Origin of the sequence: Sporosarcina koreensis (genome assembly GCF_042655825.1) — a bacterium.
Lineage (GTDB): Bacteria > Bacillota > Bacilli > Bacillales_A > Planococcaceae > Sporosarcina > Sporosarcina koreensis.
The window spans coordinates 111,049-133,441 of record NZ_JBHSNP010000011.1 but is presented as its reverse complement, the minus strand read 5'-3'; the positions used below and the strand labels follow the sequence as shown (position 1 = coordinate 133,441).

Annotated in this window: 18 protein-coding genes and 1 other annotated feature; of the genes, 1 reads left to right on the top strand and 17 read right to left on the bottom strand. The window is 46.7% G+C overall.

All coding sequences use genetic code 11. The annotated features are described in order from the left end of the window. Window positions 1-19: 19 nt before the first annotated feature. The 4 genes from priA to gmk form a co-directional block, all read right to left on the bottom strand. Window positions 20-2,431: a primosomal protein N' gene (gene priA / locus ACFPTP_RS07230; protein ID WP_381443282.1), complete on the bottom strand. Its 2,412-nt coding sequence runs from the start codon at window positions 2,429-2,431 to the stop codon at window positions 20-22. Then, window positions 2,421-3,635, bottom strand: a complete 1,215-nt coding sequence (gene coaBC / locus ACFPTP_RS07225; RefSeq protein ID WP_381443281.1) for a bifunctional phosphopantothenoylcysteine decarboxylase/phosphopantothenate--cysteine ligase CoaBC — start codon at window positions 3,633-3,635, stop codon at window positions 2,421-2,423. Before coaBC ends, priA begins: the two co-directional genes overlap by 11 nt. A 136-nt stretch (window positions 3,636-3,771) precedes the next feature. Then, window positions 3,772-3,996: a DNA-directed RNA polymerase subunit omega gene (gene rpoZ, locus ACFPTP_RS07220; protein WP_381443280.1), complete on the bottom strand. Its 225-nt coding sequence runs from the start codon at window positions 3,994-3,996 to the stop codon at window positions 3,772-3,774. Between the two features lie 3 nt (window positions 3,997-3,999). After that, window positions 4,000-4,617 (bottom strand): guanylate kinase, encoded by a 618-nt coding sequence (gmk, locus tag ACFPTP_RS07215; RefSeq protein ID WP_381443279.1) that lies wholly within the window; start codon window positions 4,615-4,617, stop codon window positions 4,000-4,002. Window positions 4,618-4,748: 131 nt separating this feature from the next. Between gmk and ACFPTP_RS07210 the strand changes: the two genes are divergently transcribed. Next, window positions 4,749-6,440, top strand: a complete 1,692-nt coding sequence (locus ACFPTP_RS07210) for an Rqc2 family fibronectin-binding protein (protein WP_381443278.1) — start codon at window positions 4,749-4,751, stop codon at window positions 6,438-6,440. A 93-nt stretch (window positions 6,441-6,533) separates the two neighbouring features. Here the strand turns inward: ACFPTP_RS07210 and pyrE are convergent, their stop codons facing one another. The 13 genes from pyrE to ACFPTP_RS07145 all read right to left on the bottom strand — a co-directional run bounded on the left by pyrE (window position 6,534) and on the right by ACFPTP_RS07145 (window position 22,315). Further along, a complete protein-coding gene (pyrE, locus tag ACFPTP_RS07205) occupies window positions 6,534-7,163 on the bottom strand; it encodes an orotate phosphoribosyltransferase (RefSeq protein WP_381443276.1) in 630 nt (209 codons plus the stop codon). Further along, window positions 7,156-7,875, bottom strand: coding sequence for an orotidine-5'-phosphate decarboxylase (pyrF, locus tag ACFPTP_RS07200; RefSeq protein WP_381443274.1), 720 nt, complete (start codon window positions 7,873-7,875; stop codon window positions 7,156-7,158). Before pyrF ends, pyrE begins: the two co-directional genes overlap by 8 nt. Then, window positions 7,872-8,786 (bottom strand): dihydroorotate dehydrogenase, encoded by a 915-nt coding sequence (locus tag ACFPTP_RS07195; protein ID WP_381443273.1) that lies wholly within the window; start codon window positions 8,784-8,786, stop codon window positions 7,872-7,874. Before ACFPTP_RS07195 ends, pyrF begins: the two co-directional genes overlap by 4 nt. Next, window positions 8,783-9,559: a dihydroorotate dehydrogenase electron transfer subunit gene (locus ACFPTP_RS07190; protein ID WP_381443271.1), complete on the bottom strand. Its 777-nt coding sequence runs from the start codon at window positions 9,557-9,559 to the stop codon at window positions 8,783-8,785. Before ACFPTP_RS07190 ends, ACFPTP_RS07195 begins: the two co-directional genes overlap by 4 nt. Then, complete coding sequence (gene carB / locus ACFPTP_RS07185) at window positions 9,556-12,753, bottom strand: carbamoyl-phosphate synthase large subunit (protein WP_381443269.1); 3,198 nt, start codon at window positions 12,751-12,753, stop codon at window positions 9,556-9,558. The genes ACFPTP_RS07190 and carB overlap by 4 nt, the downstream gene beginning before the upstream one ends. Before the next feature lie 56 nt (window positions 12,754-12,809). Continuing rightward, window positions 12,810-14,108 (bottom strand): dihydroorotase, encoded by a 1,299-nt coding sequence (locus tag ACFPTP_RS07180; protein WP_381443268.1) that lies wholly within the window; start codon window positions 14,106-14,108, stop codon window positions 12,810-12,812. Next, window positions 14,075-14,989 (bottom strand): aspartate carbamoyltransferase catalytic subunit, encoded by a 915-nt coding sequence (locus tag ACFPTP_RS07175; RefSeq protein ID WP_381443266.1) that lies wholly within the window; start codon window positions 14,987-14,989, stop codon window positions 14,075-14,077. The genes ACFPTP_RS07180 and ACFPTP_RS07175 overlap by 34 nt, the downstream gene beginning before the upstream one ends. A 151-nt stretch (window positions 14,990-15,140) precedes the next feature. After that, a complete protein-coding gene (locus ACFPTP_RS07170; protein WP_381443265.1) occupies window positions 15,141-16,436 on the bottom strand; it encodes a solute carrier family 23 protein in 1,296 nt (431 codons plus the stop codon). Between the two features lie 24 nt (window positions 16,437-16,460). Next, window positions 16,461-17,003 carry a bifunctional pyr operon transcriptional regulator/uracil phosphoribosyltransferase PyrR gene (gene pyrR / locus ACFPTP_RS07165; protein WP_381443263.1) on the bottom strand — a complete coding sequence of 181 codons (543 nt, stop codon included), beginning with the start codon at window positions 17,001-17,003 and terminating at the stop codon, window positions 16,461-16,463. 198 nt (window positions 17,004-17,201) lie between these two features. Beyond that, complete coding sequence (locus ACFPTP_RS07160; RefSeq protein ID WP_381443262.1) at window positions 17,202-18,116, bottom strand: RluA family pseudouridine synthase; 915 nt, start codon at window positions 18,114-18,116, stop codon at window positions 17,202-17,204. After that, window positions 18,116-18,592: a signal peptidase II gene (lspA, locus tag ACFPTP_RS07155; RefSeq protein ID WP_381443260.1), complete on the bottom strand. Its 477-nt coding sequence runs from the start codon at window positions 18,590-18,592 to the stop codon at window positions 18,116-18,118. Before lspA ends, ACFPTP_RS07160 begins: the two co-directional genes overlap by 1 nt. A 144-nt stretch (window positions 18,593-18,736) precedes the next feature. Next, window positions 18,737-21,499 carry an isoleucine--tRNA ligase gene (ileS, locus tag ACFPTP_RS07150; RefSeq protein ID WP_381443259.1) on the bottom strand — a complete coding sequence of 921 codons (2,763 nt, stop codon included), beginning with the start codon at window positions 21,497-21,499 and terminating at the stop codon, window positions 18,737-18,739. 40 nt (window positions 21,500-21,539) lie between these two features. After that, window positions 21,540-21,752: a binding site (T-box leader), on the bottom strand. Window positions 21,753-21,808: 56 nt separating this feature from the next. After that, a complete protein-coding gene (locus ACFPTP_RS07145; protein ID WP_381443258.1) occupies window positions 21,809-22,315 on the bottom strand; it encodes a DivIVA domain-containing protein in 507 nt (168 codons plus the stop codon). Between the last annotated feature and the right edge of the window lie 78 nt (window positions 22,316-22,393).

The window sequence follows — 22,393 nt, the reverse complement described above, 5'->3', positions numbered from 1 at the left end:
TCCGACTCGTTCGAACCTATTAAAAAATGGAAGTAGGATCCATATCAACTGCCATAAGCAGACCATCCTTCATCCAGTTCGTCCGATACATTCTAATCAATTGCTGAAGCGTTTCAATCAGCTTCGGCTCTTTTTTGTATTTTATCAAACATTGGTAACGATATCTATTGTTCACCCGACTAATTGCAGCTGCAGCGGGACCGATGATGACGGTTTCGGGAGATAGCGAATTTTTCAAATAACGGGTGCCCTTTTCCGCGAAATCTGCGACTTTCAATAAATCCTCATGCGAAAACTGTACGAGTGTAATAAAGTAGAACGGCGGATATCCATATTGTTTGCGTGCCGCCATCTCCAAATTATAAAACGTTTGGTAATGCTGGGTCTTCGCAAGTTCGATCGCGTAATGTTCAGGGGAATAGGTTTGGATGAAAACTTCACCCGCCAAATCATGCCTGCCGGCTCGTCCGCTTACTTGTGTCATCAATTGGAATGTCTTTTCCGCCGCACGGAAGTCCGCCAAATGCAAGGTCGTATCCGCAGCCAACACCCCGACCAACGTAATATTTGGGAAGTCGAGCCCTTTTGCAATCATTTGGGTGCCAAGGAGGATATCCGCCTTCCCTTCGCTGAATTGGCGAAGAATCCGTTCGTGCGCGCCTTTTTGCCGTGTTGTATCCACATCCATCCGAAGCACCCGTGCTTCGGGGAATAGCTTCGAAATTTCTTCTTCTGCCTTTTGAGTGCCTGTCCCGAAAAATCGGATATGTTCACTTTCACATTCCGGGCAAACGAGGGGCACCGGCTCTTCATGTCCGCAATAATGACATTTCAAGCTTTCATTCGAGCGATGATACGTCAACGAAATATCGCAGTTCGGGCACTGGACGACCGTACCGCAATCCCTGCACAAAACGAATGATGAGAAGCCGCGTTTATTGAGAAATAGGACGGTCTGCTCTTTCTTCTCCAAGCGCAGGCGGATCGCCTCCGCCAATTGGACAGAAAACATCGACCTGTTTCCTTCCTTCAATTCATCCCTCATATCAACGACGGTGACAGACGGCAAAGGCTGGTTCTTCGCCCTCTTTGATAACTCCAGCAATGTATAGACGCCTTTTGACGCCCGGGCATACGATTCGAGCGAAGGGGTGGCGCTTCCGAGAATGACCGGACAGCCATAATGCTCCGAACGCCAGATGGCAACATCCCTTGCATGATAACGCGGAGTGTCCTCCTGTTTATATGTCGATTCATGCTCTTCATCGAGGATGATGATTCCCACATTTTCAAATGGAGCAAAAATGGCAGACCTTGCACCGACGACCACCCTCACTTCCCGGCGATGGATCTTTCTCCATTCATCATATTTTTCTCCTGCAGACAAACCACTATGCATAACCGCAACAAGACCGCCGAAACGCTCCTGGAATCGGGCGGTCATTTGAGGGGTCAATGAAATTTCGGGTACAAGGACGATCGCTTCTTTCCCTTTATCCAATACATGCTTGATCGCTTGCAGATAGACTTCCGTTTTACCGCTTCCCGTGATGCCATGCAACAGGAATGTTTCCGCCTTCCCTGAATCGGCCGCCACTTTCACTTTGTCGAGCGCGGTTTGCTGCTCTTCAGTCAACCGGATTGGGATCGGTGTATCCAAAAGCTTCGGTGCATCCGGCTCGCGATACGTTTCGACATACGCTTCCGTTGCCCCTCCCTTTTCAATGACGGCTTTCAGAACCGGATTTTGTATGCCGGACTCATTCAACAATTTAGCAGCCTCTATCGTCTCCCCTGCATGATCCAACATCCACCTGATCAATTCCGCCTGCTTCTTGGCATTTGGATGGACTGTAAGAAGCAATTCAGCCAACGTGTCAGAGTTGCCGATATGGACAGTTCTGACTTTTTTCACTTTGGTCTGTTGGCTGATTGCAGTATCTACGGATACAATTCCTCTTTCTGAATAATCCTTGATCAATTTCAGAACGTCTGGATCGGTGATCTGCTTCAGCGGGATGCGGGTCCGGCCATTCAATGCCGCCAAAACTCTCGCATCATCTATTTCTTCGAGTTTTTCAACACTGATGAATTTCTCATATTTTGCACGCATTGCTGCCGGCAGCATCACTTGCAACGCATCGATTTCATAAGATAGCGTCTCTCTCGCCATTTTTTTGGCCAAGTCCATCAGTTCAGGAGAAAGAACGGGATCCAAATCGATTAGCTCATCAATCTTCTTCAGTTTATGCTCTTCGATTTCACTTTCCGATTTCAGGCCAGTGACGTAGCCAATCACTTTCCTCGGTCCGAAAGGGACTTTTACCCGGGATCCCCGTTCAATCACCGTTTCCAAATGGGCGGGCACAGCGTAATCAAAGGGACGGTCGATCGGATACGCCGACACATCGACAATGACTTCAGCTATCATTTGAATCGTCACTCTCCAATTCCAAAATCGTTTGTAAGAGTAGTTTTGCCAATTCCTTTTTATGCATCGCTTTGAAAGGAACTGTTTTCCCTTTTCTAGATAATAATGTGACAACATTCGTATCGCTGCCGAAGCCGCCATCCGGATCAGTCACATCGTTGACGATGATGTAGTCCAAGTTTTTATTGGATAGCTTCTTCCTGCCATACTCGATCGCATCATTCGTTTCCGCAGCAAATCCAACAAGGATCTGCCCTTCTTTACTTTCACCGAGAGTTTTGAGGATATCGGTCGTTCGCTCAAGTGCAATGGAAGAATCTCCATCTTTTTTCTTCATCTTTTGTGAATGCTGCTCTTTTGGGCGGTAATCCGCTACAGCCGCTGATTTGACAACGAAATCGGCGTCCCCGTATTGACTCACCACAGCATCAAGCATTTCCGCTGCACTTTCGACCTTGATCAGTTGAACACCGTCCGGTTTCGGCAAATCGACCGGACCCGATACTAGAATTGTTTCCGCTCCTAATGCTGCTGCTGCTTCCGCGAGTGAATACCCCATTTTGCCACTCGAAAAATTGGAAATATAACGTACCGGATCGATTCGTTCCCGGGTTGGCCCTGCCGTAACTACGACCTTTTTTCCTGACAAAGGAAGGTCTTCCGGTTGCGAGAATCTCTCATTGATCAGTTGAACAATTTTTTCCGGCTCTTCGAGTCTTCCTTTACCGACATAGCCACATGCCAAAAAACCTTCCGAAGGCTCTATGAAGCGATAGCCATCCTCATGAAGCTGTTCAATGTTCCGGATGACCGACTTATTTTCATACATATGTACATTCATTGCCGGTGCAATCCAAACTTCTGCAGTCGTTGCAAGAAGAGTCGTCGTCACCATATTATCCGCAATGCCGTTTGCGAGCTTGCCTATTATATTCGCTGTAGCAGGTGCGACGATGATAAGGTCAGCCCAATCAGCCAGATCGATATGAGCGATGACACTTGAGTCTTTTTCATCGAATGTATCATAATAGACATCATTCCGTGACATCACTTGAAAAGATAGCGGTGTCACGAATTCCATTGCCGAAGCTGTCATCATCACTTTCACTTCTGCTCCTGCTTGGGCAAGCTTGCTTACTAACGCAACAGCTTTATAAACCGCAATTCCACCGGTTACACAGACAAGTATCTTTTTATTCAACATCTGCTCCACCCTTTCAAAAACGATATGTATATGGTTGTCCTAGAAAATGCTTTTAAAAATGACAAACTCCCAAAGAAAATCTGTTTCTAAGGGAGTATGTAAACCTATTCAAATGCCTCATCTTAAAGAATGTTCATCATACTTCGTCTTCGTAAACAATTGAAGCATCCTGAACCTGTTTCGATAATGCGCCAGCAGCGACTTCTTCCAAAGCTTTCCCCACGTTCTTATGTGACTTGTAGGAGTGAAGCAATAAATTCTTGCTCTCCTGCATTTCACGCGCACGCATAGCTGCTAGTGTGACGAGTGTGTACTTCGAATCGATTTTTCCTTTAAGCGAGTCAACAGATGGATATAACATGATTTATTCCCCTTCCAACATAAGTAAGTATCTTTTTTCTACACGTTCCCGGCGGCAATGCTCTGCCGTCACAATGGCATTGATGCGATCGCATGCCTTCGAGACTTCATCATTTTCAACAACATAGTCATACAAGTTCATCATTTCCAGCTCTTCACGCGCTTTCAAGACTCTGCTTGCAATGACGTCGGCCTTCTCCGTTCCTCTGCCGACCAAACGATCTTCAAGCTCGGACAGACTCGGCGGGGCAAGGAAAATGAATAATCCATCGGGAACTAATTTACGGACTTGTGCAGCGCCGACAACTTCAATTTCCAGGAATACGTCCCTCCCTGCATCCAGTGTCTCGTTCACATAATCCAGAGGCGTCCCATAATAGTTGCCCACATACTCGGCATACTCCAATAATTTTCCTTCATTTATCAATTGCTCAAACTCGCTGCGCGACTTGAAGAAATAATCGACTCCGTCATGCTCGCCTTCACGAGGGCTTCTCGTCGTCATCGATATCGAATATTCATAGTTCGTGTCAGGTTGTTGAAAAAGCTCTTTTCTGACGGTCCCTTTTCCAACTCCGGATGGTCCGGACAGGACAATCAGCAGTCCACGTTGTTTGTACATGCAATCCCTCTTCTTATGTATTCTCTAGCTTCTATTGTTCCATTCATCATAGCAAACAATGTTCTCATATTATAACATATTGCACCCAGAGAGTGCTAAAATGGAACAAAACGTTTGAAAGAGGAATCATCATGGCATTTGACGGTTTATTCACAGCAGCGATTGCTCAAGAGCTGCAACAAATCAAGGACGGCAGAATTTCAAGAATCCATCAGCCGAATGCACAGGAAGTCGTCCTATTGGTGCGGGCGGGCAGAAGCAATTATAAACTTCTCATTTCCGCGCATCCATCGTATTCACGCGTTCAACTGACTGATGAAACGATTACAAATCCTGCGGAACCACCAATGTTCTGCATGGTATTGAGGAAGCATCTAGAAGGCGGAATGATTCAATCGATCCAGCAATCAGGGAATGATCGGATCATCACTTTCGACATTCGCGCAAAAAATGAAATCGGTGATGATATCCATCGCCGATTGATCGTAGAAATCATGGGAAGGCATAGTAACTTGTTGCTGATCGATCCGGAACGCAATATGATCATCGACAGCATGAAGCATTTGCCGCCTTCTGTAAACAGCTACCGTACGATTTTGCCAGGACAGCCATATGTCCCGGCTCCCCCACAAGATAAATTGGATCCTTTTGAGTTGGATGAAAAGGAGTTCCTAGCATTATTACCAGAATGGGAGAATGCCAAACAGGTCGTCGGCAAACTTTCGGGGTTCTCGCCGATTCATGGAGAAGAGCTGTTGCACCGGTTAAATGGAGTTGCCGAGGAAGATTCCTATCCTATTTTCCAGGCTTTCCTTTCTTCATTCAAAGGTGGAAAGCATACACCGACAATTGCAGAAGTCGGGAATAAAACGATTTTTTCCGCGGCATCGTTAACGTATGCGGACAAAACGGTCGCGACGTTCGATACACTCGGCGAACTGCTCGATAAAGTCTATTTTGCGCGGGCGGAACGGGAGCGGGTGAAATCCCAGGCAGCCGACTTGGAACGTTGGCTCGATAATGAGATTGCTAAATTGAAACTGAAGATGGAAAAGCTGGACAAAGAGCAGAAAGCGGCGGGAAAACTGGACACGTTTCAGTTATATGGCGAGCTTCTCACCGCTAATAGCTATGCCATCAATAAAGGAGATACGGAAGCGGTCGTCGACAATTATTATGAGGAAGGAACGACTGTGACGATTCCGCTCGATCCGAGGAAGACGCCGATTGAAAATGCGCAGCGCTATTATTCCCGTTATACGAAGGCGAAAAATGCATTGATCATGATTGCGGAACAGTTGGAGAAAGCAAAAGAAGACATCGACTATTTTGAGATGCTCAAGCAGCAGGTCATGCAAGCGTCCCCGGAAGATATCGATGAAATCCGGGAGGAATTGGCGGAAGCCGGATTGATGCGCGCAAGAAGAGGTAGGAAGAAACAGAAACCTAAGAAACCTTCACCGGAATCTTACGTTTCATCAACCGGTATTCCGATTTCCGTCGGTAAAAATAATAAACAGAATGATTATTTGACGTTCAAGGTGGCGGCAAGGGATCATGTATGGCTCCATACGAAGGATATTCCGGGATCGCACGTAGTTATTCACGCGTCGAATCCGGATGAGCAGACGATTGAGGAAGCTGCAATTCTTTCGGCTTATTTCAGCAAGGCGAGAGGTTCGTCATCTGTGCCTGTCGACTTTACGGAAATCCGCCATGTGAAGAAGCCGAATGGCGCTAAACCTGGTTTTGTCATATATTTTGAGCAGAAGACGTTATTTGTGACGCCTGATGAGGATGTCGTTCGTAAACTAAGAAAATAAAAGAAGGACCGTCCGGAAAGTTGTTTAATGGACTTTCCGACAGTCCCCTTTTTTATGTGTCGGGGTTTATGATCGCTTGGACAGCCCCTATTCTTATTTCAATAATCCCGCTTTCAATTTCGTATGCCACTCCAGTAAGCCGTCCATTGACTCCGCTGTAATTGCTCCGCTTTCAATCGCCGCTTCAGCAAGAGCTCCGAAATTCGTCAAACTCTTATATGATAATCCCGCACCCCTAAATGCTTTATCCGCGCTTTCCAGCTCATATGTAAAAATGGAAACGACGCCGACAACTTCGATTCCTTCAGATTGCAACGCTTCGACGGCATTCAAACTGCTGCCCCCTGTGGAAATCAAATCTTCAATGATGATCGCTTTATCCACAGACTTCACTTTGCCCTCGATTTGACGGCTTCGCCCATGCTCCTTCGCTTTTGAACGGATATACACCATCGGCAAGCCCAGAATGTCAGCGACCCACGCGGCATGTGGAATGCCGGCCGTTGCCGTTCCCGCAATCAACGTCGTTTCAGGATAATATGTTTTAATTAACCCTGCGAGCCCTTCTGCAATCTGTTTGCGCCCGATAGGGTCAGACATTGTCAACCGGTTATCACAATAGATCGGGGATTGAATTCCCGATGCCCATGTAAATGGATCTTCGGGACTTAGCTCCACTGCCCCGACATTCAATAGAATTTTTGCGATTTCCTTTTTACCCAATCCACTCTACCCCTCTCCATCTTGCGTTAATTTGTTCATAGGCTGCACGGGGATCTGACGCGCCCGTAATTGCTCTGCCGACTACGATATGAGTCGATCCTTCATGCCTTGCTTCATCGGGTGTTGCAATTCTTTTCTGGTCGTGCGTTCCGCTTTCAGGAAGACGGATGCCAGGGGTCACTTTCAAGAATTCAAGTCCGCATACATCTGAAATGATTGCCGCTTCTTGTACTGAACAAACGACGCCATCCAAACCAGCATCCTTGGTAAGCTTCGCGTAATGAAGAACGGAATCTTGAAGTGAACTTTGGATAAGCTGTTCTTCCCTCACTTGTCTCTCATCTGTAGACGTCAATTGAGTTACACCGATGATAGAAGGGCGCTTCATTCCTGACGGCGTCCCTTTATCAAGTCCTTCCAGAGCAGCCTCCATCATTGTCTTTCCGCCTGCAGAATGAACGTTCACCAAGTCCACTCCTAAATTCGCAAGCACTTCCATCGCCGACATGACCGTATTCGGGATATCATGCAGTTTCAAGTCTAGGAATATATCGAACCCGCGCTCTTTCAATTTAGCAATGATGGCAGGGCCTTCTTTGTAATAAAGTTGCATGCCGACTTTCACATTGATATCGCCTTCGAATGCTGTCAGGAAATCGAAAACCTTTTGTGATGAATCAAAATCCAACGCAATGATCGGGGATGTTTTCATAATCGGTGGCTCCTTCCTACAATTTCCGAAATATGTTCAACACCGAGCTCATCCAATTTCGCAGGAAGCTCTTCAATGATTTTTGGACAGATGAACGGATCTACGAAATTCGCTGTTCCGACAGCTACCGCACTTGCTCCTGCGGATAGAAAATCGATGACATCAGCTATTTCCGCGACGCCGCCCATGCCGATGATCGGAATTTGTACAACTTGGCTCACTTCGTACACCATTTTGATGGCGACCGGCTTAACAGCAGGACCTGACAATCCGCCTGTTATATTGGCAATGATCGGCCGTCCCGTCTTTTGATCGAGCCGCATGCCGACAAGTGTATTGATCATCGTAATACCGTCCGCACCGCCAGCCTCGACCGCTTTTGCAATTTCTTTTATGTCAGTTACGTTTGGCGATAGCTTGACGTATACCGGTACTTCGGAAACTTCTTTGACGGCAGCCGTCAAATCTTGTGCTTGCTGAGGGTCAGTCCCGAATGTGATGCCGCCGCATTTCACGTTCGGGCAAGAAATGTTCAATTCCAGCGCCTTCACATTGGGAGCCGTCGAAATTGTTTTTGCCACTTCAACGTAATCGGCTGTTTCAGTTCCGGCAACGTTTGCAATAATCGGCACATCGTACTGTTCCAGCCATGGCAGTTCATTTTCCATGACGCCTTGCAAACCGGGATTTTGCAAACCGATCGCGTTCAGCATGCCCGAAGCTGTTTCCGCGACACGCGGAGTCGGATTGCCGAAGCGTGTTTCGAGTGTCGTCGCTTTGATCATAATGGCGCCTAACTGTGAAAGATCATATAGACTCCCGTATTCCTTGCCGAATCCGAAACAACCGGATGCCGGCATGATGGGGTTTTTCAATTGCAACCCAGGCAATTCCACTGCCAACCTATTCATATCGACACCACCCCTGCTGGAAATACCGGTCCATCTGAACAAACTTTGATGTACTCTTTTTCCGTTTTATCTGTCGTTTCACAAACACAAGCGAAGCAAGCCCCAATTCCGCAACCCATCCGCTGTTCGAATGAAAGGAATCCTTTTTTGCCAGAGTAAGCTGTTTGAACCGCATTCAGCATCGGCATCGGACCGCAAGTATAGTATGTCGCGAACTCGTCTCCGATCGTCTCCATCACATTCGTAACAAAACCTGCCGTTCCTTTTGTTCCATCCACTGTAGCGATATATGTCTCACCAAGTTCCGTGAACTCCTCTTCATAAAACGAAACATCTGCCGTTTGGAAGCCTAGCACATGGATGCACGTGACCCCTTTGGCAGTAAGTTGCTTTGATAATTCGTATAAAGGCGGCACCCCGATTCCTCCACCGATGAGTACCGCGGTTTCCCCAGGGGATGCAGCATCTACAGGAAAACCATTGCCTAACGGACCGAGCACATCTACTTTGTCGCCTTCTTTTTTCATTGAAAGCAGTTGGGTGCCGCGACCTTCAGCGCGATAAATGATTGTCATTTCATTCTTTTCCACGTCAATCGAAGCGATGGAAATCGGCCTTCTTAACAATGGCTCGAATGAATCCGACACGCGGATATGAACAAACTGGCCAGGGGAATTGATTTCCCCTACCAGCTTGCCAGTTAGTTTCATTTCAAATATACTCTTTGCAATTTCTCGTTGACCCGTCACTTTCATCCGATCTTGGATGATCATAGTATCACCTGCTGCTTCTGCATTTTATCTGTTTGGAATGTCATAGATTCGACTACACGGAGCATCGCTTCCGCCGTATCGATGGATGTGAAGCACGGGATTCCGTTCTCGACGGATTCACGTCGGATACGGAAACCGTCTCTTTCAGGCAATTTGCCTTTCGTCAATGTATTGATGACGAGTTGAATATCGCCTTTTTGAATGACATCGACTAGCGTCGGACCATCTGATCCGATCTTGCTCACGATTTTCGCTTCTATACCGGCTTTTGCCAATGTATTCGCTGTCCCGACTGTCGCAAGGATACGGTATCCGATATTCGCGAACCGTCTAGCTAGGCCTACGATTTCTTCCTTGTCTTTATCCGATACCGTCATCAGGACAGTTCCGTAGTCTTTAATCGTTATTCCCGCTGCTACAAGCCCTTTATATAATGCTTTTTCAAATGTCAGATCTTTCCCCATGACTTCGCCTGTCGATTTCATCTCTGGCCCTAGCGTTGTATCGACGCGGCGCAGCTTAGCAAATGAAAACACGGGAACTTTCATGTAAACTCCTTCAGGTGCCGTTGCAAGGCCCGGTGCATACCCTTGCTCAATGATTGATTGGCCTAAAATCGCTTTAGTCGCGATGTTTGCCATTGGTATGTTCGTAATTTTGCTTAGGAAAGGAACTGTGCGGCTCGACCGCGGATTCACCTCGATGACATACACTTGGCCTTCGGAGATGACGAATTGGATATTGAGCAGCCCTTTGATTTTCAAGCCGAGTGCCAAGCGTTCTGTATAGTCGACGATTGTCTCCACCATTGCTGCGGTCAGGTTCTGCGGAGGATAAACCGCAATTGAGTCGCCGGAATGGACGCCTGCCCGTTCGATATGCTCCATGATCCCCGGTATCAACACATTTTCGCCGTCGCAAATCCCGTCAACTTCGATTTCCATCCCTGTCAAGTAGCGGTCAATGAGTACTGGATGTTCGGGACTCGCTTCAACAGCATGTTCCATATAATGAAGGAGTTCTTGCTCCTGATAGACGATTTCCATCGCGCGTCCGCCTAATACATAGGATGGCCTGACGAGTACCGGATAGCCGATTTCATTAGCGATCGCCACTGCTTCCTGGATGGATACCGCTGTTTTCCCGAGCGGCTGCGGAATCCTCAGTTCATGTAATGCACGCTCGAATTTATCCCTGTTTTCCGCCCTGTCGATATCTTCAAGGGATGTCCCCAGTATGTTCACTCCGCGCTCTTCCAGTCCTGCAGCCAAGTTGATCGCCGTCTGTCCACCGAATTGCACAACGACCCCTTCAGGCTGTTCCAAATCGATGATATGCATGACATCTTCGATTGTGAGCGGTTCAAAATATAATTTATCCGATACCGAGGAGTCTGTCGAAACCGTTTCAGGATTGTTATTGATGACAATCGCTTCATAACCGGCTTGCTGGATCGCCCAAATCGAATGGACCGTCGCATAGTCAAACTCTACACCTTGACCGATCCGGATCGGTCCCGAGCCAAGGACGATAACGCTTTTCTTTTCGGACTTTATGGATTCGTTTTCCTTCTCATATGTTCCGTAGAAGTAAGGGGCATTGGATTCATATTCATCCGTGCTTGTATCCACTTTTTTATAGATTGGAACGACTCCATTTTCTTTCCTGAATGTATAGATGGAGAGTTCATCTACATTCCAAAGTTTTGCGATTGTTACATCCGAAAAGCCCATCCGTTTTGCTTCAACGAGTTTTTCAAGATCATAAGGGTGCAACGCCAACTCGCGCTCATATTGAACGATCCTTTCAAATTTGTGGAGGAAGAACAGATCGATTTGACTCCATTCTTTCAGGGTCTCCACCGAAACGTCTCTGCGCAAAGCCTCTCCGATGAAGAAAAGTCTTTCATCCCCCGCAACCCGGATTCGCTTTTCAATCCATTCATCTGACATCTCATCAGCATTCTTCACTTCCAATCCAAATTGGCCGGTTTCAAGGGATCGGACAGCTTTCAAAATCGATTCTTCGAACGTACTGCCGATTGCCATCACTTCGCCGGTAGCTTTCATTTGCGTACCAAGATTACGCTTTGCGGATTCAAATTTATCGAATGGCCATCTCGGGATTTTTGTAACGACATAATTGATGGCCGGTTCAAATAATGCATTCCCTTTGCCTGTAATCGGATTCACCATCTCAGCAAATGTTAGTCCGACTGCAATTTTGGCAGCCATTTTAGCAATTGGATACCCCGTAGCTTTTGAAGCTAATGCTGATGATCGGCTCACCCGAGGATTCACTTCAATGATATAGTAGGTCAAGCTTTCCGAATCAAGTGCCAGTTGGACATTGCAGCCGCCTTCGATCTTCAAAGCCTTTACAATTTTCAATGAAACATTTCGTAGCATCTCAGTTTCATGGTCCGTCAGTGTTTGGCATGGGGCAGCGACGATGGAGTCGCCCGTGTGAATGCCTACTGCATCAACGTTTTCCATATTACAAATGACAATTGCGTTATCTGCGGAGTCCCTCATCACTTCGTATTCGATTTCCTTCAGTCCCGCAATCGATTTTTCAAGGAGGCATTGAGTGACTGGACTATACTTCAGGCCGCTCGATACAGTTTCAAGCAGCTCTTTATCGTTCGAACAAATTCCTCCCCCAGTTCCCCCAAGTGTAAAAGCTGGTCGGACAATTACGGGGTAACCAATCTGTTCTACAAACGCGTATGCTTCCTCTATATTGTGGATAATCGCACTTTCGGGAACCGGCTCGCCTAGTTCCTTCATTAAAGAACGGAAGAGGTCGCGATCTTCAGCTTTTTGAATCGCTTCGAGATCCGTTCCGATGATATCAATTTCATATTCGTCTAGAATTCCTGATTCTTGAAGTTCAATAGCCATGTTTAATGCCGTTTGACCACCTAGTGTCGGAAGAAGGGCATCTGGTCTTTCCTTGCGGATAATGCGGCTGACGAAATCGAGCGTCAACGGTTCGATGTACACTTTGTCTGCAATTTCGGTATCCGTCATGATTGTTGCCGGGTTCGAGTTAATGAGGATTACCCTGTATCCTTCTTCCTTTAATGAAAGGCAGGCTTGCGTCCCTGCGTAGTCAAATTCGGCCGCCTGACCGATGATGATCGGACCGGATCCGATCACGAGAATCGTTTCAATATCTTGGCGTTTTGGCATTGTACTTCCCCTCTCCGTTGCTTGCATTTAGTAGATACGCAAATTCTGGAATAAGACTATTTTTGATTTTCTTGAAGTTCTTTTTCTTCCTGCCAGACGATGTTGCCGCCGTAGATTGTTTTTACTGGCCATCCGAAACAAGTCCAGCCGTCGAATGGTGTGTTTTTTCCTTTGGATAAAAATGTGTTCCGGTCAATTGTTTGTTCTTTATTCAAATCAAGTAGAACTAGATCTGCTTGTGCTCCGACTTCGATTTTTCCATAAGGCAGACCGAAAACGTCTGCGGGCTTTCCAGTCATCCAATCAATCAATTGCTTTAATGTCCATTTTCCTTCTTTCACGAAGTGTGTGTAAAGAAGTGGGAACGCCGTTTCGAATCCGGTGATTCCGAATGGTGCTTTTGCAAAACCAGCATTTTTCTCCTCTGCTGTATGCGGTGCGTGATCTGTTGCTAGAAAATCGATCGTGCCGTCCATCAGCCCTTCTTGCAATGCATGTAAATCTTCTACTCCACGAAGTGGTGGGTTCATTTTCCAATCAGCATCGTCACCAGGGATATCATCTTCCGATAAAATCAGATGATGCGGACTCACTTCTGCTGTTACGTGTATTCCGGCTTTCTTTGCATCACGGATGACCCTTACCGATTCTTTCGTGCTCACATGACAGACATGATAGTGAGCGCCTGCCGCTTCGGCTAGAAGAATATCGCGAGCGATATGGACGGATTCAGCGATGGAAGGGATGCCTGGGAGACCAAGCTCCTTGTTTCGCTTCCCTTCATGCATCGCTCCGCCGTAGATCAATGTATTATCTTCACAATGAGCGACGATTGGCATGCCGATCGCTGCAGCATCTTGCATCGCTTCGTACATCATTCCTGCTTGCTGGACGCCGACGCCGTCATCTGTGAATGCAAAAGCCCCATGCTCCTTTAGTTCTTTCAGATTCGTCCGCTCTTTTCCGGCTTCCCTGATTGTGATCGATGCGTAAGGAAGGACACGAATATGCGCTTTTTCTTTAATCAACTTATTGACATGCGCTAAGTTTTCCTTTGTATCTGGAACCGGTCTCGTATTCGGCATTGCGCAAATCGTCGTGTAGCCGCCTTTCGCAGCTGCAAGGGTTCCGGTTTCAATCGTCTCTTTGTGCTCTCCACCAGGTTCGCGCAAATGGACATGGACATCAATGAATCCAGGTGCTAACAAAAGTCCGTCCGCATCGATGACTTCGAAGTTTCCGATGTCCAAATCTGTGCCGATTTCGGTTATCCTCTCTCCATTGATCCGGACATCCGTCAGAACCATTTCTCCTTCATCATTCAATACATAGGCACTCTTAATGATTTTCTCCATGTCAATTCCCTTCCTTTCAATAAGACTTCTAAAATAGCGGCACGTATGTAGACGCCGTTTTCAACTTGCTTGTAAATCCTTGAACGCCTGCCTTCAACTAGGCTTCCCGCTATCTCCACATCCCGGTTAACCGGAGCCGGATGCATGATGATCGATCCAGGTTTCATCATTTTCTCCCTTTCGACTGTCAGCCCGAATCGTTGATGATATTCTTCTTTTGTAAATCTTGATTCACCATCATGTCTCTCATGCTGAACCCTTAGCAGCATGACGACATCACTTTCTTCGATCACTCCTTCCCACTCACATACAGAGGGGAATTCGCCCGCCCACTCGGAAGGGCAGAGGAATGTTACATTAGCACCTAACATCGTTAAAGCATCCGCATTCGATTTTGCAACCCTGCTATGGGCGATGTCTCCAGCAATCAAGACATTAAGTCCTTTGAAACCGCCAAACGCTTCTTTTATCGTGAAGAGATCCAGTAAGGATTGTGTTGGATGCTGCCCCGATCCATCGCCGCCATTGATAATCGCCAAATTCAATTTTCCAATGAGGTCTTCATAATAACGTTCCTCCGGGTGCCTGATGACGACGACATCCATGCCGATTTCTTCTAGCGTGCGAAGCGTGTCGTATAAACTTTCTCCTTTAAGTGCGCTTGAAGACCCTGCTTCGAACGGGATCGTTTCCAGACCTAATTTCCGTTCCGCCACTTCGAAACTCATTTTTGTGCGTGTGCTCGGTTCGAAGAATAGATTGCTAACCATATAGTTAACGGGTAATTCGCGGATTCCATACTGCTTGAGAATTTCAGCTCGGTCCAGAATGGTCGTAATTTCCTCGATTGTTAAGTCCTTCATTGATAATAGGTTTTTCATGTTGAAAATCCCCTTCCGTTTGGATAAAAAATGGCCTTTCCAGTTCGTGGAAAGGCCAGTTGGGCATGACTGAACACTAGTCATTCATTTTGAACGACCGTCCGTCAACCGAACCTTTCCTTGTCTCTCTGTACAATGTTAAAAGGTCTTTCTATTCTGTTGGACTATCTGCCAAGCTATCATCCGTTCTGCCAGGCAAGATCAGGTTAAGAAGAACACCGACGATTGCAGCAAGCGCCATTCCACCTACTTGGAATGCATCACTAATATGGATGGATGCACCGCCGATTCCGATGACGAGAATGACTGAGGCGATGACTAGATTCCGTTGCTGCCCGAAATCGACTTTATGATCGACAAGCATCCTCAAGCCAGATGATGCGATGATACCGAACAGCAGGATTGATATTCCTCCAAGCACGGCTTGAGGGATTGTCGCGATAATCGCCATCAATTTCCCCATGAAGGAAAACCATATCGCGAATACTGCTGCTCCAATGATGACATAGACGCTGTAGACACGAGTGATCGCCATAACGCCGATATTTTCACCGTAAGTCGTTTTCGGCGGGCCGCCAAGGAGTCCGCTAAGGAGTGTTCCCAGTCCGTCCCCTAAAAGCGACCTGTTCAAACCGGGGTCTCTGATGAAATCTTTATCTACGACGCGGCCGAGTACAAGCTGGTGCCCGATATGCTCCGAAATCGTTACAATTGATATCGGAACCATGATGGCTAGTAATGCTGGGGTGATGACAAACTCATAATCGATTCCTGGAATCAAGAATTCCGGTATTTCAAACCAGTCAGCTTCATGCACTTTTGTGAAGTCTAAAATTCCGATTGACGCGGAGTAGATGTACCCTACTATAATTCCGATCAGAACAGGCATTAGACTGACCACCCCTCTAAAGAACATGAGGCAGATGATTGCCGCTGCCAAAGTCACAATCGCGGCTGAGAAATGCAGCAGATTGTATTGCGCTTCCCCATCCACTTGAATCGTACTCGCCATGCTTACTGCCGTAGGTGCCAACGCTAATCCGATCACCATGATGACAGGTCCGACAACGACTGGTGGAAGGAATTTCATGATCCAACCTGAGCCCGTCGTCCAGATCAAGAGCGATACGAGCGAATAGACGAGTGCGACAAACATGCTTCCGATCATCGCGCTTCCAATACCGCCTGTGCTTGTCGCCATTTGGATCGGTGCTATGAAAGCGAATGATGAACCTAAGTAAGCGGGAACCTTGAATTGCGTGACAAGGACGAAGATGATCGTCGCAAGCCCGCTCGTCAGTAAAGCGATTGCCGGACTTAAGCCGACTAATTGGGGAACAAGGATCGTTGCCCCGAACATCGCAAACATATGCTGCAAACTGAGAGCTAGCCATCTTCCTGGTGCCGGTTTATCGAATACGTCTAACACTTTGTTGTCATTCATCATTTCGCTCTCAATCCTTATCCTGTTTTATTTTCTATGGATTGTTACACCGTCTGTCCCGTCTTCTTCAATGACATTGACGACTACCCGTTCTTCACTTGAAGTTGGGATGTTTTTACCGATATAGTCTGGGCGGATCGGCAATTCGCGATGGCCCCTGTCAACGAGGACTGCCAGTTGAATCGCTGCAGGCCTTCCTAAATCGATGACCGCATCCATTGCCGCCCGCACTGTTCTGCCAGTGTAAAGGACATCATCGACAAGGATTACTTTCTTTTCCGTTACATCGTGCTGGATGTCTACTTGATGGACTTGAGGTTCCTTATTTTCATGTTTAAGTTGAAGATCATCCCTGTACAGCGTAATGTCCAGCTCACCCGTCATTATCGGTTTTCCTTCGATTTGCTTGATTCTATCTGAGAGCCTTCTCGCAAGTACGGCCCCCCTTGTTTTAATGCCGACAAGGATACATTCGTCAATTCCTTTGTTCTTTTCGATAATTTCATAGGCGATTCTTGTTACCGCCCGTGATATTGCCTGTTCGTCAAGAATGATCGCTTTTTCCGTCATGGAAATTCCTCCTTTTTGATAATAAAAAAACCTTCTGCCAGGATGGCAGAAGGGTACAGGTGCAGAAAGAAGCGTACTGATGCATAGCGCGCAGCTATCCTACAGTACTTCCGTGCAACCTTCCCAGCCTCTCTGGACTGACTTTAAAGGTATCGCTATTCATTTCATTGATTAGTATAGTTGCCCTTTTTCATTTTGTCAACGATTATCCGCACGCATTTTTTCAATCAATTCATTGAAGTCTTCTGGCAAAGGTTGGGTAAACTCCATATATTCGCCCGTGCGTGGGTGTTTGAAGCCGATTGTGCCTGCGTGCAACGCCTGCCCGTTGAAATCGATAGTTTTCTTCGGACCATATTTCGGATCCCCTGCGAGTGGATAACCGATATACTTCATATGCACGCGAATTTGGTGCGTCCTTCCAGTTTCCAGACGGCATTCCACCAAAGTGAAATCGCCGAATCGGTCCAACACTTTGAAGTGGGTGACGGCATGCTTCCCTTTGTCGATAACCGTCATGCTTTGACGGTCTTTCGGGTCCCTTCCGATCGGGGCGTCTATTGTACCTTGGTCATGAGGGATATGGCCGTGGACGAGCGCTGTATAAACACGCGTCACCGATTTGTCGACGAGCTGGTCGACGAGGGATACATGTGCCTGATCGTTTTTAGCGACCATCAGCAGTCCGGAAGTGTCTTTGTCAATTCGATGGACAATTCCTGGACGCATCACTCCGTTAATTCCCGAAAGATCTTTCACTTGGTGCATCAAGCCATTTACAAGCGTGCCTGTTGCATGGCCAGGCGCCGGATGGACAACCATTCCGCGGGGTTTATTCACGACGAGCACATCTGCGTCTTCATAGACGATATCCAAATCGAGATCTTCCGCAACAATATCAAGTTCAACAGGCTCAGGCTCCATCACTTCGATGATATCTCCGGTTTTCACTTTGTAGTTCTGTTTAACCGTCCCATCGTTTACGAGAACTGCCCCGTCCTTCACCCATTGCTGAATTTGTGTGCGCGACCAATCGGCATTGATATCCGATAGGACTTTATCGATCCTGCCTTTTTCATGTTCTTCTGTAATTTCAATTTCAAACGGTTCCATTATGCCACCTTTTTCTTGTTCTTTTTTTCATCAACAATGACGTGTAGGATGATGAGGATGACTCCGACTGTCAATGCAGCATCGGCTACATTGAAGATTGGGAAGTCGTAGTTGATGACAGGGATGAGGACATCGATGAAGTCAACAACTTCCTTCCGCCATAATCGATCGATGAAGTTTCCGATTGCTCCTCCTAAAAGGAACATCAGGCTGATACCTAAAAACTTACTGCCTTTTGCTTCTTTGTGGAAAAAATAAATGATGCCGCCGACGACTAGTATGGTGACGATATAAAATAACCACATTTGCCCTTCCAGCATGCCCCATGCCGCTCCTTTATTACGATGTGAAAGGAGGGCTAAATAAGGTTCTGCAAGCGGGATTCGCTCCCCTAGATTCATGTTTTGTACAACGAGCCATTTTGTCAGTTGGTCAAGCATTATTAATAAAACAGCCAATCCATAATATAGTATCAATCCAAAAACCCCCGTCCGACAGTTTCTGTTTCATTTTACCACATAATACTCTAAATCATGAAGTTAGCGTGTATTCAATGGAAAAGAAAAAGACTGCTGCAACTATGGATTAGCCACAGTTGCAAACAGCCTTTACCAAAATGCTTATGAATAGTATTTTTTCACGACTTCAGCACAGCGTGAGCAGAGCGCCGGGTGTTCCGCGTCGTTGCCGACAGTTTCGGAAATTGTCCAGCAGCGGTCGCATTTTTCACCGTCCGCTTTCTCGACGAGGACTGTTGCGGCGTCAAGTTTAAGCGCATCAGCTGGCATTTCTCCCTCTTTGCCTTCCTCGAATTTGGAAACGATGAAGAATTGGGCGAAATCGATATCGTCTGCCGCCAAAATGCCTGCCATTTTTTCTGGCAAGGAAACCGTCACTTTCGCTTCAAGCGATTTACCGATCACTTTTGCGTTTCTTGCTTCTTCAAGTGCTTTCAATACATCATCACGAACGAGCATCAATTTGCTGAAACGTTCGCGAAGCGCATTCGCATGCTCTCCAAGTTCTTCTGCTTGCGGCATGTCTGTCAGCTGGACGCTTTCCTCTTCCACATTCTCAAGATAAGCCCAAAGCTCATCTGTCGTATGCGGAATGATTGGCGTCAACAGCTTCAACAATGCGAGTAGCGAATCGTACATGACTGTCTGCATTGCGCGACGGTGCGGATGATCAACACCTTCGATATAGACGACGTCTTTCGCGATGTCTAGATAGAACGAGCTTAATTCACCCGTACAGAAATTATTCACAGCGTGATAAACGCCTGCAAACTCGTATTTCTCATAAGCTTCCAGGACTTCTTTGATCAGATCCTGCAATTTCACATAGACGTATTGGTCGATCGGGCGCATATCAACGAAAGCGACACGGTCTGCATCAGGATTGAAATCCGCCACATTCCCATGCAGGAAGCGCAGCGTATTACGGATCTTCCGGTATACTTCCGATACTTGCTTGAAGTTCGAATCGGAAACCCGCACATCGGCTGTATAGTCGACGGACGAAACCCATAGACGAAGGATATCGGCGCCAAGTTGATTCATCACTTTTGCCGGTACGATGACGTTGCCGAGCGATTTACTCATTTTGCGACCTTCCCCGTCCAATGTGAACCCGTGGCTCAATAGCCCTTTGTATGGAGCGATTCCATTGATGGCGACACTTGTCGTCAACGACGAGTTGAACCAACCGCGGTATTGGTCGGAGCCTTCCAAATACAAATCAGCCGGATAGACAAGATCATCCCTTTCCACTAATACGCCCTGGTGTGTAGAACCGGAATCGAACCAGACGTCCATAATATCCGTCTCTTTTGTAAACTGGCCGTTCGGGCTTCCTTCGTGCTCGAAACCTTCCGGAAGCAAGTCTTTTGCTTCCCGCTCAAACCAGATGTTCGAACCGTGCTCCCTGAACAGTTTAGAAACATGTGCAATCGTTTCATCGGTAAGGATCGCTTCACCGTTTTCCGCGTAAAACACCGGAATTGGAACTCCCCAAACGCGTTGTCGAGAAATACACCAGTCTCCGCGGTCGCGTACCATATTGTACAAACGTGTCTCGCCCCATGTTGGAGTGAACTTCGTATTGCGGATCGCTCCTAGCAACTCTTCACGGAACGATTGAATGGATGCGAACCATTGAGCGGTTGCCCTGAAAATGACCGGTTTCTTCGTACGCCAATCGTGCGGATACGAGTGAGTGATGAATGAAAGCTTCAACAAAGCTCCTTCTTCATCCAATTTTTTTGTTACTTCTTTATTCGCATCTTCATAGAACAATCCTTCGAAGCCCGGCGCCTCATCCGTCATGACACCACGGTCATTGATCGGCGACAAAGCATCGATTCCATATTGTTTCGATACGTAGAAGTCGTCTTCACCGTGTCCTGGTGCAGTATGGACGCATCCCGTACCGGCTTCGGCTGTGACATGCTCTCCAAGCATGACGAGTGAATCACGATCATACAGCGGATGCTTTGCAATTACCCGATCCAGTTCAGAACCTTTCAGTTCTTTAACAACTTCATATGATTCCCAACCAATCTCTTTCGCAACAAATTCGACGAGATCTTTCGCCAATAAGAACTTATTTCCGTCCACATTGACAATCGCATAAATGAATTCCGGATGAACAGAAATTCCAAGATTCGCAGGAATCGTCCAAGGAGTCGTCGTCCAGATAATGATTCGGACATCTTCATCAACGACGCCAAGGCCATCCTTGATTGGAAAAGCAACATAGATGGATGGGGATTTTTTATCCTTGTATTCGATTTCCGCCTCGGCAAGTGCAGATTCACTTGAAGGAGACCAGTAAACAGGCTTTAATCCTTTGTAAATATAGCCTTTCTTCGCCATCTCACCGAACACTTGAATTTGTCTCGCTTCGAATTCCGGCTTCAATGTGATATATGGGTTTTCCCAGTTGCCACGTACACCGATCCGTTTAAATTGTGAACGCTGGCTATCGATTTGACTGTATGCATATTCCTCACACATTTTACGGAATTCAGCAACGGAGTGCTCTTTTCGGTTGACGCCTTTGTTGACAAGCGCTTGCTCGATCGGAAGTCCGTGCGTATCCCAGCCCGGTACGTAAGGTGCGTGGAAGCCTGTCATCGATTTGTGGCGAACAATCATGTCTTTCAGCACTTTGTTTAGAGCGTGGCCCATATGCAAGTCGCCATTCGCATACGGCGGTCCGTCGTGAAGGACGAAGAACGGGCGACCTTCCGTGCGTTTTTGCACTTTCTCATAGATGTTCATTTCTTCCCATTTTGCTTGCATATCAGGTTCTTTGTTCGGCAAATTTCCGCGCATCGGAAATTCTGTTTTCGGCATGAGCAATGTGTCTTTGTAATCCATATCTTTTCCTCCTTTGAAAATAAAAAAACCCCGTCCCTATAAAAGGGACGAGGGATCATTCTCGCGTTACCACCCTAGTTGCAGCATAAATCATCATACTGCCTCTCAGAACACCATAACGGGGTGCATCCGGGATTGATTTTGTCAATCCGGCTCTGGAGTGATTTTCGTTTCCGTTTCAGGCCAGGCTTTCACCGCCCCCGGCTCGCTACACTAGAATATCGGAAAGTACTCTCTCTTTCAACGCCTGTTCCTACTTATATGGTCATTATTATATGTGCGAAGGGAATAGAATGTCAAGCTTCCGCGTCATTCCACGTCCGCTGCAGATTCAAGATGCTCAGTATCCGGTTCATATTCAAGAAGTTTTTCCCAGTCATCTGTCTTGATCATGTCAAGTTGAGCTTCTACCAACATGCGGAAACGGTTTCTGAACACTTTTGATTGTTTTTTCAAATCCTCGATTTCCATCGCAATCTTACGGGCACGCGACAGTGCTTCATTCACAATCCGGTCCGCGTTCTTCTCGGCTTCCTTCACAATCAGTTTCGATTCCTGCACCGAGTTCCTTCTCACATCTTCAGCTGCTTCTTGGGCAATCAAAATTGACTTCTGCAATGTTTCTTCAATTGTATTGAAATGCGAAATCTTTTCTTTCGTTTCCTTCAAACTGTTTTTCAACGTCTTATTCTCTTCCAGTACATTTTCATAATCCTTCATGATCTGTTCGAGAAATTCGTTTACTTCATCTTCATCGTATCCGCGAAAGCCGCGGCTGAATTCTTTGTTATGTATATCGAGTGGTGACAATGCCATCTTCTGTTCCTCCCTTTCGAGTAAATCTTCTATTTCCTATTATACATGCCCACAACAGATAAGAAAGCAGTTTTTCCA